We start from the raw sequence: 16,979 nt of genomic DNA, 5'->3' as shown, positions 1-16,979 counted from the left end.
TGGTTTGAAGAAGAAAGGCACGGATAATCAACCTTCCTCCCTACAAGCCTATGAAGAATCACGTTAAAGTATGAACTGCACAGGGGATATGTCCAATATTTTCTGCAGCATTGGTTAGACTAATATCAGGTTCCCGAAGCTGGCGGAAGACATACTATATATTTTAGCCACAGGGGGCCGGACGCGTTGCTGAGGTCAGGTCAGGAGTAGCGGTTGTAGCGGAAAATGAGGAGCTTACTTAGCGTGGAAGCTAAAGAAGTATAAAAAATTTCCATTCGCATATTTTACAAGGAAAGGTGGAACTTGGACTGGATTATGATACAATATAACGATAAGGCCCGAAAGGAGTGATTCAGCAAGTGGCTCTTCGGGTAACTAAAGTGTCAAGGTGTCTTTACTCTGAGACATCCTTACTCTCAGCCCAAATCACGACGAACCTGCTTCACCGGCAAGGCGGATTTCCGGAATACCGGAAGGATGGTCAAGGCGGATAATGCAAGCCACGTATGTGTAATGGTTTCTTAACTTGCATTTCAAGGTTACGGCGGACTTTTCATCATGCATTCTCTACAACGGAGCATTCATTTTCAATGTTTTGGGAGGGAACTGATCATGGCAAGTAAAGGTCATAACGAAGTCAAGGAAAGTCTACGGGAAATGACACGCATTTTCCGGCCCAAAGATCCCAAGAAATTTGTGAAGGAGTACGTCCGGAAGTATCGGATCACGGGAGGCTATGAAGAAGAGCTGACCATGGTTGTGGAGCATGAACTGGTAAGAATGAATTCGTCCGTTTCTTAAACAACAGATAGAATTGTTCTGCTTCTGCTTCTGCTTTTTGATGACAACATTTTGCGCTATAACATCCATGAGGATTCTCATAAACCGTGCCCGGGCAGCCTGCTGCCGCTGGAATCGGTTTTTTTTGTCTGCCCGGTTTACCGGATACAGGTCTCTATAATTAGTCAAATGAATTAATAGACACAAATACATATGAATACGCTTTAAAAGTAGTTTAACAGTTTTCACCTTATTTTGAAAGCGCTTTTAAAATCAGTAAGGACAAGCTTTTTTCTTTTTCAAAATGATTATGTGAAATTGTTGTGAACGATTGACAAAACAGTGGGGCGAACTTATATTAATAGTGATTGTTATAATTGACAGGAAAATACTCTAATCTACGAATTCGGGAAAAGCGGGGTAGATCAATGATGAAAACGTGGCAGGCTGGAAAGCGGCTTCTTCCCATGACCGCAGCGCTTGGACTCATTCTTGCCGGATGCGGGCGGGAAGACTTGTCGGTACTCAGACCGCAGGGACCCGCAGCGGAAAGCTCGTTTGCACTTATGAAGCTGTCGATCTCAATCATGATCGTGGTGCTTTTGGTCGTCTTCTCCATTGCGGCTTATGTATGGATCCGTTTCCGCCGGAAACCGGATCAGAACGAGATTCCCAAACAGGTGGAAGGCAGCTTCAGGCTCGAAGTGCTGTGGACGGTCATCCCGCTTATTCTCGTAGTTGTGCTGGCGGTTCCTACAGTGAAGGCGGTGTTCGCTGCCGGCAATGATCATTCGGATGATAAGGATGCCATTAAGGTCAAAGTGACCGGCCATCAATACTGGTGGGAGTTTGAATATACGGATTACGGGGTGACAACAGCACAGGATCTGGTGATTCCCGCCGGCAAGGATATCGCTTTTGAGCTAAGCACCAAGGATGTCCTGCACTCCTTCTGGGTACCTTCGCTCTCCGGCAAAATGGACACCAACCCCGACGGAACGGTCAACCGCTTCAGCTTCAGTGCGCCGAATGAAGGCGTTTACCGCGGCAAATGTGCGGAGCTGTGCGGGCCTTCCCACGGCTTCATGGAGTTTAAGGTAAAGTCAGTCAGTAGTACGGCCTTTGAGGAGTGGTTAGCTTCGATGAAGGCTCCTGATTCCGTGCTGCCGGATGATCCGGCGCTCGCGGAGACCTTCAAATCCCAGTGCCTGACCTGCCATGCGACTGGAAGTATGCAGGATCTTTCCCAGGCTCCCAATCTGACCGGAATCGGCTCCCGCGAATCGGTGGCCGGCATTCTGCTTAATGACGACACTCGCGTGGACGGGGCACCGGTAGAAGAGAATCTGAAGACGTGGCTGCATGATCCCCAGAGCGTGAAGCCGGGCAACAAGATGCCGGATCCCAAGGACCTGGGCTTAAGCGATGAAGAAATTGACGGAATTGCCGAGTTTCTGGCCGGTTACACGCTGGACTGAAGCCGGATAGCCTATAGCCCGAAGCGGAAGCAGCATATTTGAAAAAGGGGGTACGTACCTTGGCCGAAGCAGCGCAATCCTTGCATCCCTCCCAGCCCTTGAAGCATGGCCACAGCGTTAAACGGCATACCGGGCTAATGGACTGGATCACCACCGTCGATCATAAGAAGATCGCGATTCTCTACCTGTGGGCTGGAGGCATCTTCTTCGGCATCGGCGGACTGGAAGCGATTCTGATCCGTATTCAGCTGATCAAGCCGATGAATACCTTTCTGGATGCCCAGACCTTCAATGAACTGATTACCATGCATGGCACGACGATGATCTTTCTTGGCGTGATGCCTGTCATCTTCGCACTGATGAATGCAGTCATACCGCTGCAGATTGGTGCACGTGACGTAGCCTTTCCTTTTCTCAATGCGCTCGGATTCTGGACCTTCCTGTTCGGCGGAATTCTGCTCAACCTCAGCTGGGTAATGGGCGGTGCGCCTGATGCGGGCTGGACCGCATATACCCCGCTCTCCAGCACGGGCTACAGCCCCACGCACGGGGTGGACTTTTATACCATCGGACTGCAGATTGCAGGCCTTGGCACACTGATTGGCGGCATTAACTTCCTGGCCACCATCATCACGATGCGCGCACCGGGGATGTCCTTCATGCGGATGCCGATGTTCGCCTGGACCACTTTTATTACTTCAGCCATTATTCTATTCGCTTTCCCTGCTATTACTGTAGGCCTTGTCCTGCTTACTTTCGACCGGATACTGGAAGCCAACTTCTTCAATGTTGCCGGAGGCGGCAATCCGGTGCTGTGGCAGCATATCTTCTGGATCTTCGGCCATCCCGAAGTATACATTCTGATTCTTCCGGCCTTCGGCGTCATCTCTGAGGTTATTCCGACCTTCTCGCGCAAGCGGCTGTTCGGGTATAGCTCCATGGTGTTCGCAACGATTCTGATCGCCTTCCTGGGCTTCATGGTCTGGGCGCATCATATGTTCACCACCGGCCTCGGTCCGGTAGCGAATGCGTTGTTCTCAGTCTCCACCATGCTGATCGCCGTTCCGACCGGGATCAAGATCTTCAACTGGCTGTTCACCATGTGGGGCGGACAGGTACGCTTCACCACCCCTAATCTGTTCGCAGCCGGCTTCATCCCAACCTTCACCATGGGCGGGGTAACGGGGGTCATGCTGGCCTCTGCGCCTGCGGACTTCCAGTTCCACGATACTTACTTCGTAGTGGCGCATTTCCACTATGTTATTGTCGGCGGTCTGGTGCTCGGGCTGTTTGCCGGACTGCATTACTGGTGGCCGAAGATGTTCGGGCGGATGCTCAGTGAGACGTTAGGCAAGTGGACCTTCTGGACGTTCATTATCGGCTTCCACCTGACGTTCTTCGTGCAGCATTTCCTGGGACTGATGGGCATGCAGCGCCGTGTATTCACCTATTTGCCGAATCAGCAGTTTGATCTGCTTAACCTGGTCAGCACTATTGGTGCGATGCTGATGGGGGTCGGCATGCTGATCTTCCTCACGAATATCTTCCTGACCTCGAGACGGCCGGCTGATGCAGCCGACGATCCGTGGGAAGACGGCCGGACACTCGAATGGACGATCCCTTCACCGCCGCCGGAATATAACTTCAAGCAGACGCCGCTGGTGCGGGGCCTGGATGCCTTCTGGAAGGAAAAAATGGCCGGACACAAGGGGATGACCCCGTCCGAACCGGTGGGCTCGATTCATATGCCTTCAGCAACGATCCTGCCGTTCCTGATGTCGGTCGGTATTTTCATAGCGGGACTGGGCTTCATGTTCAGCCGTGATGAGTTCAGCAGCAGTATAATGAGCTTTCTGTTCAATAACTATATCGTTACGGCACTGGGACTGCTTATTACCTTCGGTTCCATGCTGATGCGGTCGCTGTTCGATGATCCGGGCTGGCATATTGAACCCGAAGAGCTGGAAGGAAGGTGAGCGGATATGACTACAGCACATGCTGAAGCAGCGAATGGGACTCTCCCGCATGAACCGGAAAAAGCAACACTCGAAGGGCGCAACAAGGTGCTGGCCTTCTGGCTGTTCCTTGGTGGGGAAGCGGTGCTCTTCGGCACCCTCTTCGCAACCTTCCTGGCGCTGCGCAATCAGACCAATGAAGGCCCGTCTGCGAATGAGCTGTTTCATCTTCCGCTGGTCGCGGCGGCAACCTTTCTCCTGCTGGTCAGCAGTCTGACCAGTGTCTTCGCGATCCAGGCGATGCACCGGGGCCGCGTCACCATGCTGCGGAACTGGCTGCTGGTCACGGTACTGCTCGGACTATGCTTCCTGGTTCTGGAGATTTACGAATTCAGCGTATACATCAGGCATGAGGAATTCGGAATGACCACCAGTGCATTCAGCTCGGCTTTTTATACCCTGGTCGGCTTTCACGGTGCCCATGTGGCCTTCGGTATCCTGTGGATATCAGTACTGATTGGCCAGTTAATGCATAAGGGGCTGACGGTGGTAACCGCACCGAAGATTTATGTGTCGGCGATGTACTGGCATTTCATTGATGTGGTGTGGGTCTTTATCTTCACGGTAGTATACCTCCTTGGAAAGGTGGGATGAAGCCATGGCGACGAAGCAGCATTCTCCGGACTCTCCGGTGAAGCACCGGCACCGCCCGGAAGGACCGCAGCGGCATATTGTTGTCTTTGTCTTCTCCATTGTCCTGACGCTGATCGCCTTTGCCGCAGTGGCCGCCGGAGGGGTGAATGCCACCTTTGCCGTTATTCTGCTGCTGGTGATGGCTGTGCTGCAGGTGATCCTGCAGATGGGCTTCTGGATGCATCTGAAGGACAAAGGGCATATGATGCCGATTATCTTCATGCTGGGCGGATTTTTTATCGCGGGCACTTGCATTATAATGTCGCTCTACTGGGTATGGTGGGATTAATACTGTACGGGGGGAGGGCTTGCCATGATGCCGGGATTACAATACTTCAGCTTTACTGAACTGTGGAGTCCGCTGTTTCTGGCCCTGATGCTCCTGCTGACCGCCGGATATTTTGTGCTGATCGGTCCGCTGGCCTCCCGGTTTGAAGGCAGTACTGCAGTCCCCTTCTGGCGGAGGGGGCTGTTCTTATGCGGAATGCTGGCCCTCTATCTGGCGCAGGGCGGTCCTGTCAGTCTGCTGGGGCATATCCTTTTTTCGTTCCATATGGTCAGTATGGCCTTGTCTTATCTTGTCGCAGTTCCGCTGATTATGCTGGGGATTCCTGACTGGTGCTGGCATGCGCTGCTCCGGGTGAATCCGCTGCGCGGCCTTGCTTTTCTGGCTAAGCCTATCGTTGCCGCACTGCTCTTCAACGGATTATTCTCGCTCTACCATATCCCGGCGATTCATGATTATGTCATGCTGCATTTCGCGGTTCATCGCCTGTATTATGCCGTATTATTCCTGACTTCAGGGCTCATGTGGTGGAATCTGATTAATCCCCTGCCGGAATACCGGGCGCTGGGCGGCCTAGGTCAGGTGGGGTTCATCTTTCTGAACATGGTCCTGCTGACACCGGCCTGCGGGCTGATTATTTTTGCCGGTTCTCCCCTGTATGCTACGTATAGTGACCCCAATACCTGGGCGATGGCCATGGGCTACTGTGTACCGCAGAGTCCGGCTGCTTTGCTGCAGGCTTTTGGCGGTCCCGGCTTCTTCGGATCTCTGTCCCCCAAGGTAGATCAGCAGGTCGGCGGCATCGTGATGAAGTTCATTCAGGAATTTATTTTTGCCTCGATGCTTGCTTATGTGTTCTATCATTGGTATAAAAAAGAGAACGGACAAGAGGACACGGAGTTGTCCGCGCCTGCCTCTGAACTTGCGGAGGAGGGTCTGAACTATAAGGGCTGGTAAGTGCCGAGGGGGATAATCATGGATATTTTCACATTGTTTCCAACGATCAGTACATCGTTCATCGTCATTAGCGCGGTGCTGGTGGCTATCGGCTGGAGACAAATCATTCAGGGCAAACGCGAAGCGCACAAGAAGACAATGATTGCAGCTGCTGTGGCGGCAATTCTTTTTTTCCTGGTGTACTCGTCAAGAACGATATTCGTGGGGAATACGACCTGGGGCGGACCGGATGATCTGTCGACGCTGTACCATGTCTTCCTGATCTTCCACATTGTGCTGGCTACCGTAGCTGCTGTATTCGGCATCACTACGCTGACGCTGGGCTTCAAGGCCAAGTATGCCAAACACCGCAAGTGGGGAAGAGTGACGGCTGTCATCTGGTTTGTCACCGCTATTACGGGTGTTGCCGTTTATGTGCTGCTCTACATCTTCTATCCGGGCGGACATACGCTGCCGGTCTGGAAAGTCATTATGGGCGGTTAGCTGTAATTGAAGACAAGCCTGTACATCTGCTGTTCCGCTTATGCGGGGCGGGTGTATGGGCTTTTTGTTTGTGGTGCAGGAGTGGGGAGCGGTGGCTCAGAACTGCACGCTGAACCCCTTAAACCTATGTATCCCCGTTCCAAAATGATCCAGCTCCTGTTCCTGCAGATATTGGGCCGCCCGCCCGGCTTCCCGGAGAATCTCCGGATTGAGCCCCAGCGTATTATGCGAGCCGTACACTTTGCGGACGCCGTCAATTTGTGCAATCCTTGCCAGTGAACGCACCAGGCCGGCAGGACTTGTCGAAGGATAGAACGCATAGACCGGTGTTGTGTCGTAGAGCAGATCACCGGTGAACAGGAGTCCCCGGCTGTCGTCCCCGAAGCATAAATGGCCCGGTGAGTGCCCGGGAGTATGATACACAGTTATTATCCGTCCTCCGCCCAAATCAAACAGATCTCCATCCCTGAGCAGCCCCGCCGGTTCCCCCTGATAAGGAGTATAGGCCGCCGGATCGAAGCCCTCCGGAACCTTGCGCGTAATGTCCCTGCCGATATCCCGCCGGATCTGCTCCAGAGTCAAGCCCTGAATACCGTGGACCAGCCAGTCCCGGTCACCTTCATGTACATAGATCCGTTCGAATTGCCCATGGCTGCCGATATGGTCGGTATGCACATGAGTGGTAAGCACATCAACCGGGAGATTCGTCAGCTGGCCGGTTATGCTGCGGATATTGCCGATGCCTAGCCCCGTATCAATCAGCGCCGCCCGGTCTTCCCCGATTAGCAGGAAGGAATGTACCTGCTCCCAATGCCCGTATTCGCTGATGGCGAAGGTGGTTTCATCTATAGACTCTACAGTAAACCAAGGATCATCCAATCTATGCAGATCCAACTATACGCACCTCCAATATATAAACATCCAATACATTAACCACAATGCTCCAATTCCCCTATCGGATTTGAATTCCACACCATGCCTTGTGCGATATTGCCCGGTGATCCGTTAATTATGCTGAGTTCTTACTGATCCGCAGGAAGCAGGTGCATGTGCGGCAGCGGGCCCATATTATTCCATAATAGCACAGTGAACCGGGAAGGCGTGTTTCCGGGCTTTATAATAATGCGCCCAATTACTTTGGTTGAAAACCCTTGACACTGGAAAATACAGGTCATATACTGTGTATATAGATATATACAGTAAGCACAGAGAGAAGCACACTGAACTGTGTGAATCTGGTGCCGACTGCCGATGATGAAATCACAAAGCGAGGTTAACGGGTATGACAACATTAAAGAATGCATGGTTCATCGTGCGCAGCGATTTCCGCGGTGACAGGCTGAAGCTGCTGTGGGCGCTGCTGTTCGCCGTCGTATTCATGGGGTATATGGCCGCACTGGCCGGAATGGTATTGGATGATGCGATGGACCGGGGCGAGGGGAGGCTGCTGAGCGATGTTTTGCTGGTCACCATTATTTCTATGCTGGGCATTACCTTCTCCCGGAGAAATATGAAATATTTGGCGGATGATACCTATACCCGAATGCTGGCTTATATGCGGTCCCTGCCGGTACCTGCTGAGGTCATTCTCTGCAAAAGAAAACTGAATACGCTGTTTGCCTTTATCCTGAACAGCACACTGTACTTTGGTTTAATCTATACGATCGGCGCCAATATACGCAGCGAACTGCCGGTCACCGCGTATCTCGCATTTGCCCTTACCTGGATTGGATACGGTCTGGTTATTGCCGGAATATACATTTTTATCGAGTTCTCGTTCAGCGGCAAAGCATATTTCCTGATTATGATCATCGTCATATTTCTGTCCATGGGTATTGCTGGACTGGTCTATCTGGCCGGAGGGAATCTGCTGATTGCAAGTGTGGCTGTCTCCAAGGAGTGGGGGCTGTTGTCTCCTCTGATGTGGGGTTCGCTGCTGCTCGGCATTGTATCGGTGCAGCTGTTCTCCAGGTGGACGATTCACCGGCTGAAGAGCCGTGATCTCGTATGAAACGGGGCAAAGTGTTAGTCCGGCATGCCGGAGCGTGGAAGGCAGGTGCGTATCATGTGGATACCCATACAAATTAATGAGAACAGTGCAGAGCCGCTGTATCATCAGATCGAAACCCAGCTGAAATCGCTGATTATCTCTGGCACGATCACGGAGGGCACCCTGCTTCCTTCCATCCGTGAATTTGCGGGTGACCTGAAGTGCAGTGTGATCACCGTCCGGCGGGTCTATCAGGATCTGGAGAATGAAGGGCTGCTGCGCACAAGACAGGGAACAGGCACCTTCGTCTCCCATGTAGGAGACGGAACCATGGCAGGCTATAAGCAGGACGCCATCCGCAAAGCGCTGGAGAGTGCAGTGGATGTGGGGCTGTCCGTACATTGCAGTGAAGATGAGCTGACACAGCTGTTCAAGGAAATTGTGCAGGACAAATACGGGAAACAGAAATGAAGGACGGGGATCTCATGGTACAGCAAGCCATAGAACTACGGAATGTGTGCAAGAAGCGGAGGGGCAAGACGGTAGGGCCGCTTAATGTTAATCTGCCGCAGGGCTACATTACTGCGCTGGTGGGCCAGAACGGCTCCGGCAAAAGCACGCTGCTGCACATGCTGCTGCAGCTGACTTTTCCAGAGGAAGGCGAGATCCGCTGGTTTGAGGAAGCCTACCGTGACGGGCTGCCGCTGCAGCTCCGCCAGACTATCGCTTATGTACCGGAGATCTCGCAGAATGAAGAGAATCTCTGGACAGCCAGCGAGGCTGCCGGATTCCGCAGGCACTGGTATCCTGCCTGGGACCAAGGCTATTACGAGGAGCTGCTCCTGAAGCTGGAGGTGCCGGAGAATGCCAGGCTGGGCAAGATGTCCAAGGGTGAACGCCGCAAATTCGAGATTGCCGCGGCCCTGGCTGCGAAGCCCCGGCTGCTGCTGCTGGATGAGCCGTCTTCCGGCCTTGACCCTTTTGCCTGGAAGATTATGATTGAGACTCTCCAGCGGTATATGGATGAGCATGAGGCTACCATCGTGATCTCGACCCACATTGTGGAAGAGGTACGGCGGCTGGCGGATTACATTGTCCTGATGCATCAGGGGCAGCTGCTGGGAATGGCCGAGAAGGACAGCTTGTTCGGCTCCTGGAGTGAAATATGGGTTCAGGCAGAAGGCGGACAGGCGCTGGAGGAACTGGCAGCAGAGCTGCCGCAGGCGCTGGAGCTTAAGCTGGAGACGCCGGGAGTGGCTTCATTTTTGACCCAGCAAATCTATCAATATGAGAAACGCATTCATGATTTGGGCGTAAAGGTTATCAAGAGCCGCAGCCTGGAGCTTGATGAAATCCTAAGCTTATGGAGCCGGGGACATCGTCCGGTTCTGATTGACCAGAAGAGAGGGGAATAAGGAATGGAAGCTTTGCATTTGGAACAGGTAGTGAAGCAGTACGGGGATAAGACAGCAGTCAACGGAATCAGTCTGAAGGTAGAACAAGGCGAAATTTACGGTCTGCTGGGTGCAAACGGCGCCGGCAAAACGACGACTATGCGCATGGTGCTGGGTCTGATCTATCCAGATGAAGGCCGGATTCTTTATAACGGCAAGCCGTATAGTACGGAGCTTCAGCATCTGATGGGTTATCTTCCAGAGGAGCGGGGGCTCTACCCGAAGGTCAAAGTAAGCGATCAGATTATCTATCTGGCCCGGCTTCGCGGCATGCCGGCAAGTGAGGCGGATAAGAGCCTGCGTTACTGGCTGGACCGGTTCGACGTTCCGGAATACTACAATAAGAAGATTGAAGAATTGTCCAAGGGCAATCAGCAGAAGATGGGCTTCGTTGCTGCCGTTGTCCATAAGCCGAAGATTCTGATTCTGGATGAAGCCTTCAGCGGCCTCGATCCGGTGAATGTGGAGCTGCTGAAGGATACAGTCAGAGAGATGCGGGATCAGGGCACGAGTATTCTTTTCTCCACCCACCGGATGGAGCATGTGGAGGAGTTATGCCGCAATATTACGATTCTCGACCGCTCGAACACCGTAGTTCAGGGGGATATCCGTGAGATCAAGAAGGGGTATCCGCGGGAAGCAGTCGTCCTGCGTACAGCGGGGGAAGTGAACGGGCTTGCGGAGATTGCCGGAGTTACTGCAGTGGAGCGCCAGGAACGCGGATATCTGCTGTCCATCAGCGAGATTGGCGCAGCGCAGCGCATTCTGCAGCTGGCCATGGCCCAGGGCGAGGTAGAGCATTTCGAGATTAAGGAACCGACGCTAAACCAAATCTTTATCAGAGCGGTGGGTGAATCTAATGAATAAGATGGGGAGCATTATCAACTTCACATTCAAGAACAAGGTAAGAACCAAGTCCTTCATGATTACAACATTAATTCTGGTGCTCCTGCTGAGTATCGGTATGAATGTTCCTTATCTGATCAAGGTGTTTAAGGGAGAAGACGGTGCTAAGGAAGCTACGCAAATCGGAGTGGTTGCCGAGCAGGGCTTCCGGCCTGCCGAACTGCTTCTGGCGTACACACCACCGGCTGATACGGATGCTCAAGTCGAATTCACAGCTTATACCTCCGCAGATGATGCTGCGCTGAAGCAAGGGCTGGAGGACGAGAAGATTGAGGGTTATCTCACCTTTGCTCCAGAGGGCAGTGAGGGGGTACCGCCGGTAACGTATCACAGCAAAGACGGGGATATCAGCGACAAAGTGCAGAGTTATCTTCAAACTGCTTTGCAGCAGGTGAATACCGGACTTATTGTCGGCGATAAGCTGACAGAGAGCCAGGTAGCAGCGATATTCGCTCCAGTTTCAATTGGTACAGAGCAGCTGAATGCAGATGCAGCAGCCTCGGGTTCAGAAGAAGGGGATGCCAAGCCGGTCATTAACTATGTTGTAGTCTACGTCCTGCTGATGCTATTCTTCATGTCGGTGATGATGACCGGCAACATGATCGCCGCTGAGATTACCTCGGAGAAAAGCTCGCGTATCATGGAGATTCTGATCACCAGCGCATCACCATTAACACAGATGTTCGGCAAGGTCATCGGGATCTTCCTCGTCGGCCTGCTGCAGATCGCGATTATATCTGCCAGCATTGCTGTCAACCTGATGCTGCCGCACAATTCCGGCATCCTATCTGATTTCAACCTGGATCTGGGACAGCTGAATGCCAGCATTCTGGTGTATGGATTTATCCTGTATATCCTGGGTTACTTCCTGTACGCTCTGATGTATGCAGCTGTCGGTTCGATTGTCAGCCGGACAGAGGATCTGGGACAGGCAGTTATGCCTGTGATGATGGTGGGCTTCGTCAGCTTCTACCTGCCGCTGTTCAGCATCTCGAACCCGGATACCCTGCTGGTTAAGGTAGCGAGCTTCGTTCCATTCACCTCTTCACTCAGCTTGCTGCTGCGGATCGGCGTTGGCCATGTGGCCTTCTGGGAGATCATGGTCTCGCTGGCAATCCTGCTGGCAACAACCTTCGTCTTCGGCTGGCTCGCCGCCAAGATCTACCGCACCGGCGTCCTGATGTACGGCAAGCGTCCTAGCATCAAGGAGATTAGAAAAGCGATGAAGGCTTATAAGATCTAAGGAGTGGGAGTTAATGTGTGAGCCATTATAGTCCGGGCTGTTTATCATAATAAACCGGGCAGATTCGCCGCACATGTTTGAGACAAATCGAACCCTTGATTTAAAGAAAACGTAGATAAATCAAGGGTTTTCCATTTTAAATGTAGTCTTATGTAAAACCCGTTGTTGCGAGGGAAGACATCAGGCAATACAAAGAAGGCGAGCATTTATAAATCGGACATATCGTTACTTTTCATGTTTTTTAGAGCTAAAGGTGAAGAGTTGAATTTACTAGGGAGTGGGTAGAGTGGATAAAAAACAACAACAAACTGTAGCAATGCTGTTCTTGGCTTCTTCCACATCGATTGGCGCTAGCCAAATCATTCAGTCAAACGGTAGCAACCTAATGGATTTCACGCAAGGGATGTTAGCAGGGATTGGAATTGCGGGGATGTTGCTGGTCATCCTAACCATTGGAAGATATAATAAGCGCAGTCAATAGTACGAACTTATAACAGGTGGAAAAAAGCTCATCCGATGTTGGCTGGGCTTTTTTAGTGTGTATATGTTCAGGCATCATGTGTTCAATGGGAACGTAACTGGTTTAAGACTTTCTCCGGAATCACTTTCTCCTCGACTATAATCCAGTCTTTCGTATAGGCTCCCTTAGCAAGCACCCTGACATAGCTTTCCGCTTTCTGTTCTTTGCTTGAAGAGAAAGTGATCTTTTTCTTCTCTCCTTCACTTGTGTAACCTGTCAGATTGTATCTGTAGCGAATCCATTCATTTTTACCTTCCTTTCCGGCTGGTTTATTGATTTCTGCGTATACATATTGTTCCTTATACAATGGGTTGAACTGATCCAACTCCCGTTTGAATGTAAAATACACGACCGAGCACACAACCAGTGCGATCGAAATGAAAATCACAGTTTTTTTCATGCTTAATTACCTCCAGCAGTAGTTGTTATAACATAGCGTTTTTAACGACTTTTTTGTAATACCCAAGTGTGAAGAAAGCGAACATGAAGTAAATGGCGGCATAAGCTCCCATCGCAATCATCGCAGGGATCGTATCGTCGGCAAGAGTTATGAAGTAACTCGCCCTGACTGCATAGATTGAATGTAATATTCCAATGAACAGCGGAAGCAGGAACACCAGCATCTGCTTCCTCAAGATGCCTTTCATGATCATCTTTTCATCAAAACCAAGCTGACGCAATGTTCTAAAACTTTGTTTCTCCTGTTCGGCTTCACTCATCTGTTTGAAGTACAGAATGCTGCCGGTAGAAGCAAGAAAAGCAAGTCCCAGAAAGGCGGCTATAAAAATTAATAATCCAGATTGTTGAAGCAGACTTGTGTAACGGGAATAAAAGTCGGCCGAATAAAAGTCATCCGTTTTATATTTCTGGTAGAGAGAGGAAGCCAGCGCAAGCTCCTTATTATCCGGGACTTGGAATGTATCTATCTGAACCCGCTCAAAACTGTCTGTACCGGACATTCTCCGCTCAACTTCTTCCAAGGTTTCTTCAGACACTAGCATTTGTCTGCCTGATATTCCGGCATTCACGATGTTTTCCAGGAATATTTCATTCAAGGGATAACTCTTGGTCTGTTTGTCTGAGCGCAGTTCAATCATGGTTGGATAACGTTTGGAGAGATCAATGTCATCATATAAGCTCAGCGCAGAAGCGTTATATTCTACTGCCTCGCCATAATCAGGTACAGAGATATCTCTGCCTGATTGTTGCAGCTGTTCAGCCGGAAGCCATAATAACATGCCTTCTCTATACCCGGATTCAGTCAACGGATCCAGGATAATACCGTTAGACCGGAATGTATCGATGGTTTGGTGTTTGTGATGAACACCGCCGCTCTCGAGCTCGGCTGTAAATGCAGCTGCATCCCGCTGGTTATTCTCAATTGCAAAATCATAAGGATATTCATTGCGGGTGACTTGTTCTACAGAGTAATATAAAGAATACGCGATGGTAACAAGTGTAAGGGTTAAAGCTGAGAGCACAGTAATTAAAGTGAGCGAATTGGCATTGGCTTTCATACGGTGCATCAGCGGAGCAAGTGAAAGGCTGTTGTAAAAGCCCAGGTGTCCTTTTTTACGCTTGCGGAACCAGTAAAGACACCATCTGATCGTCACCCGGAATAAGATATAGGTTCCTGTTATTGTAGATGCCATTACCAACAGCGCATTAACAGCTAGTTGCTCATCTATCATACGTCCCGATAATTCATAGCCATAGCCGATCATTATAACACCAAATATAGCTAATATAGCCGTAAGAATAGAGGGCCGCTTGCTGACAAGATCAGGCTGCCTATCTGCCTGGAATAAGCCGAGCAGGGTTCTGCGGCTGATCATAAATATCATCTGAATGGAAGTAATAAAGATGATAAGAATAAACACTAATGCCGTTTCTAAGGCTGCCGGCACAGAAAAATCTATTGAAGGCAGGCCGTCCAAGTTAAGCAGTTTCATTAAAATCAGGACAAACAGACGGGACACCAGCGCTCCGGAGATGATCCCTGCTAGTAAAGCACCTAAACCCAGCAAGATATTCTCAATGATTAAATAACGGATAATCCAACCTTTGGAAAGGCCTATGAGCTGGTATAATCCAAATTCCCGGCTGCGTCTGCGTAAGAAAATGCTGTTAGAGGAAACTGCGAAAATTCCTATGATTACCACAAGCAGGACTGCAGCGGACTGAAAGGCTGTCGTGATATTAACACTTGAATCCAGCATGTTCTGTACCTGCTGATCATACTTGAGTGATGCAAAGACGAAGAACAGGCTCATACTGAAAATTAGGGCGAAAAAATACAGATAGTAATGCTTTACATTTTGCCGCATACTGCGGAGTGCCAGATCAAATACCGTCAATATTATCTCCCCCTAATACAGCCTGCACATCAATGATTTCCTTGAAGAACGACTGTCTGGATTTCTCCCCCCGGTACAATTCGGAATAAATTTTTCCGTCTTTCAGAAAGACCACGCGGTTACAATAGCTGGATGCGACCGGGTCGTGCGTGACCATGATAATCGTGACCTCTCTTGTCCGGTTAACCTCATCCATTACGGACAACAGCGATGATGCGGACTTAGAATCCAAGGCACCCGTCGGCTCGTCTGCAAAGATGATGGAAGGCTGATGGATCAAAGCCCGTCCGGCCGCAGTGCGCTGTTTTTGTCCTCCTGATATTTCGAAGGGGTATTTCTCCGACAATTCCCGAATGCCCAGTACATCTGCAATCGCTGTAAACTCTCTTTCAGCGTGTTTTTTACTTAGCTTGTTAAGCGATACCGGCAGAAGGATATTTTCCTTTACCGTCAACGTATCAAGCAGATTGTAATCCTGGAAGATGAAGCCAAGCTTGTTACGGCGGAATGCAGAAAGGGAGGCGTTGTTCATGGCGGATATATCTTCATTATCGATTAATATCGTACCGTCAGTGGTCCGGTCAATCGTCGCAAGTACGTTTAGCAGGGTGGTCTTACCGGAACCGGAGGGACCCATGATGCCGACGAATTCTTTATGAAGAACGCGTAAATCAATGCCTTTCAGAACATGTTGCGTACTGCCTCTTGAGCCATATGCTTTGTGAACATTCCGGGCGTGTAATACTGTATCTTGTTCATTCATTTCATTCATAGTGAACCTCCCAAATTCGATTATAGGTTAAGCTTACGCGTATATATCCCGGGTGTCGCACGTTTCTGGTGACGAGTTGAAGCGGTAGGTGACAAATTCGTCAGGTTAACACAAAAACAGCCAAGATGACCTTGGCTGTTCATAATGGGATATTGTCTGCTTGTCCTCTTCTAACGGTCTCGAATGCATTAGAATCTGTAAAAGTCATCCGCATTGTCGTACCTTGCGGCTGGATGGAATGGACTTGAAGCGTAATCCCAATTTTGGCTGCAACGGTTTGGGCAAGATAGAGGCCGAGGCCTGTAGAAGCATTATGAATCCTTCCATTCCCGCCGGTAAATCCTTTGTCAAATATACGCGGAAGGTCATGAGGCTGAATACCCGGACCCTCGTCTATTAAATCCAGAAAGACATTCTCTTGTTCCGTAACATTTGTCCTGAACGTGAGTGACGTGCCTGTAGGACTGTATTTGATGGCATTGGTCAATAACTGCCTAATGATAAAACGGCACCATTTACGGTCTGTAACGACGGTGGCATCATTGCCTTCAATACTGACTGCCAGGTTTTTCTCCATACACCAGGCAGCCAGTTCCCGGACTTCTTCTGCCGCAAGACGTTGTACCGACACCTGTTCAAGAACATAGTCCGATTCCAGGGCAGGAAGGCGTGTCATATATAGCTGACGGTCTACAAGCAGGTGAATCCGCAGCCATTCTGTTTCCATTTTGCGGATATCCGGATCACTTTGGCGTGTGGCCATAATCAGTTTCATAGCGGTAAGAGGAGTCTTGATTTCATGAATCCAGGAGGCAATAAAATCATTCTCAACCAGTTGGGCTTCCTTCATCCCAGAAAGCTTCCGTTTGAAATGGGAAGAAGCCTCTCTTAATACATGGCCCGTGATCCTATCCAATTCATTGTCAGGTTCGGGAAGACTCTCAATCCAGTCAGCGGGCATGACTTCCTGCAGTTTGGCAACCGCTTCCAGATACCTGGTTTCTTTCCTGTACCGCCAAATGAAAAATACAACAAACAGAATAATATACAACGAATTTAAGTATATGAAAGAGGTGGGTCCAACACTTACTCCCTGATCGAGTAA

The 16,979-nt window shown here is 50.2% G+C and carries 18 protein-coding genes; 13 read left to right on the top strand and 5 right to left on the bottom strand.

What is annotated here, in order from left to right:
* The first annotated feature begins 612 nt into the window (after positions 1-612).
* From NYE33_RS01420 to NYE33_RS01390, 7 genes are all read left to right on the top strand, one after another.
* Positions 613-801, top strand: a complete 189-nt coding sequence (locus NYE33_RS01420) for a hypothetical protein (RefSeq protein WP_019913840.1) — start codon at positions 613-615, stop codon at positions 799-801.
* Positions 802-1,208: 407 nt separating this feature from the next.
* A complete protein-coding gene (coxB, locus tag NYE33_RS01415) occupies positions 1,209-2,258 on the top strand; it encodes a cytochrome c oxidase subunit II (RefSeq protein ID WP_042133221.1) in 1,050 nt (349 codons plus the stop codon).
* 137 nt (positions 2,259-2,395) lie between these two features.
* Positions 2,396-4,234, top strand: a complete 1,839-nt coding sequence (gene ctaD, locus NYE33_RS01410) for a cytochrome c oxidase subunit I (protein ID WP_042140700.1) — start codon at positions 2,396-2,398, stop codon at positions 4,232-4,234.
* Between the two features lie 6 nt (positions 4,235-4,240).
* The gene (locus tag NYE33_RS01405; RefSeq protein WP_039306709.1) at positions 4,241-4,867 is read left to right on the top strand and encodes a cytochrome (ubi)quinol oxidase subunit III; all 627 of its coding nucleotides are present in this window, start codon (positions 4,241-4,243) and stop codon (positions 4,865-4,867) included.
* 4 nt (positions 4,868-4,871) lie between these two features.
* Positions 4,872-5,195: a cytochrome C oxidase subunit IV family protein gene (locus tag NYE33_RS01400; RefSeq protein ID WP_039306707.1), complete on the top strand. Its 324-nt coding sequence runs from the start codon at positions 4,872-4,874 to the stop codon at positions 5,193-5,195.
* Positions 5,196-5,222: 27 nt separating this feature from the next.
* Entirely contained in the window at positions 5,223-6,149 is a 927-nt protein-coding gene (gene ctaG / locus NYE33_RS01395) for a cytochrome c oxidase assembly factor CtaG (protein WP_076246324.1), read from the top strand.
* Between the two features lie 18 nt (positions 6,150-6,167).
* Entirely contained in the window at positions 6,168-6,632 is a 465-nt protein-coding gene (locus NYE33_RS01390) for a DUF420 domain-containing protein (protein WP_340990399.1), read from the top strand.
* Positions 6,633-6,728: 96 nt separating this feature from the next.
* Here the strand turns inward: NYE33_RS01390 and NYE33_RS01385 are convergent, their stop codons facing one another.
* Positions 6,729-7,526, bottom strand: coding sequence for an MBL fold metallo-hydrolase (locus NYE33_RS01385; protein ID WP_340990401.1), 798 nt, complete (start codon positions 7,524-7,526; stop codon positions 6,729-6,731).
* Between the two features lie 388 nt (positions 7,527-7,914).
* On the opposite strand from NYE33_RS01385, the gene NYE33_RS01380 reads away from it, so the two are divergent.
* The 6 genes from NYE33_RS01380 (at position 7,915) to NYE33_RS01355 (ending at position 12,706) form a co-directional block, all read left to right on the top strand.
* Positions 7,915-8,643, top strand: a complete 729-nt coding sequence (locus NYE33_RS01380; RefSeq protein ID WP_341064507.1) for a hypothetical protein — start codon at positions 7,915-7,917, stop codon at positions 8,641-8,643.
* Positions 8,644-8,697: 54 nt separating this feature from the next.
* On the top strand, positions 8,698-9,093 hold the full coding sequence (locus NYE33_RS01375; RefSeq protein ID WP_039306744.1) for a GntR family transcriptional regulator: 396 nt from the start codon (positions 8,698-8,700) through the stop codon (positions 9,091-9,093).
* Positions 9,090-10,037: an ABC transporter ATP-binding protein gene (locus NYE33_RS01370; protein ID WP_341064505.1), complete on the top strand. Its 948-nt coding sequence runs from the start codon at positions 9,090-9,092 to the stop codon at positions 10,035-10,037. Before NYE33_RS01375 ends, NYE33_RS01370 begins: the two co-directional genes overlap by 4 nt.
* A gap of 3 nt (positions 10,038-10,040) precedes the next feature.
* Positions 10,041-10,943, top strand: a complete 903-nt coding sequence (locus tag NYE33_RS01365) for an ABC transporter ATP-binding protein (RefSeq protein ID WP_039306699.1) — start codon at positions 10,041-10,043, stop codon at positions 10,941-10,943.
* Positions 10,936-12,225, top strand: a complete 1,290-nt coding sequence (locus tag NYE33_RS01360; RefSeq protein ID WP_042133235.1) for an ABC transporter permease — start codon at positions 10,936-10,938, stop codon at positions 12,223-12,225. Before NYE33_RS01365 ends, NYE33_RS01360 begins: the two co-directional genes overlap by 8 nt.
* 286 nt (positions 12,226-12,511) lie before the next feature.
* Positions 12,512-12,706 (top strand): hypothetical protein, encoded by a 195-nt coding sequence (locus NYE33_RS01355; protein WP_336102508.1) that lies wholly within the window; start codon positions 12,512-12,514, stop codon positions 12,704-12,706.
* Between the two features lie 82 nt (positions 12,707-12,788).
* On the opposite strand, the gene NYE33_RS01350 is transcribed toward NYE33_RS01355, so the two are convergent.
* The 4 genes from NYE33_RS01350 to NYE33_RS01335 all read right to left on the bottom strand — a co-directional run bounded on the left by NYE33_RS01350 (position 12,789) and on the right by NYE33_RS01335 (position 16,724).
* Positions 12,789-13,145 carry a YxeA family protein gene (locus NYE33_RS01350; RefSeq protein WP_341064502.1) on the bottom strand — a complete coding sequence of 119 codons (357 nt, stop codon included), beginning with the start codon at positions 13,143-13,145 and terminating at the stop codon, positions 12,789-12,791.
* 25 nt (positions 13,146-13,170) lie between these two features.
* Positions 13,171-15,102: an FtsX-like permease family protein gene (locus NYE33_RS01345; protein WP_341064500.1), complete on the bottom strand. Its 1,932-nt coding sequence runs from the start codon at positions 15,100-15,102 to the stop codon at positions 13,171-13,173.
* The gene (locus NYE33_RS01340; RefSeq protein WP_042133242.1) at positions 15,089-15,874 is read right to left on the bottom strand and encodes an ABC transporter ATP-binding protein; all 786 of its coding nucleotides are present in this window, start codon (positions 15,872-15,874) and stop codon (positions 15,089-15,091) included. Before NYE33_RS01340 ends, NYE33_RS01345 begins: the two co-directional genes overlap by 14 nt.
* 139 nt (positions 15,875-16,013) lie before the next feature.
* Positions 16,014-16,724, bottom strand: a complete 711-nt coding sequence (locus NYE33_RS01335) for a sensor histidine kinase (protein ID WP_256703954.1) — start codon at positions 16,722-16,724, stop codon at positions 16,014-16,016.
* Positions 16,725-16,979 lie beyond the last annotated feature (255 nt).

This window comes from Paenibacillus sp. FSL R10-2199 (genome assembly GCF_038000235.1).
GTDB lineage: Bacteria > Bacillota > Bacilli > Paenibacillales > Paenibacillaceae > Paenibacillus_AQ > Paenibacillus_AQ phytohabitans.
The sequence above is the reverse complement of the archived record's forward strand: the minus strand, read 5'-3'. Positions and strand labels throughout refer to the sequence as shown.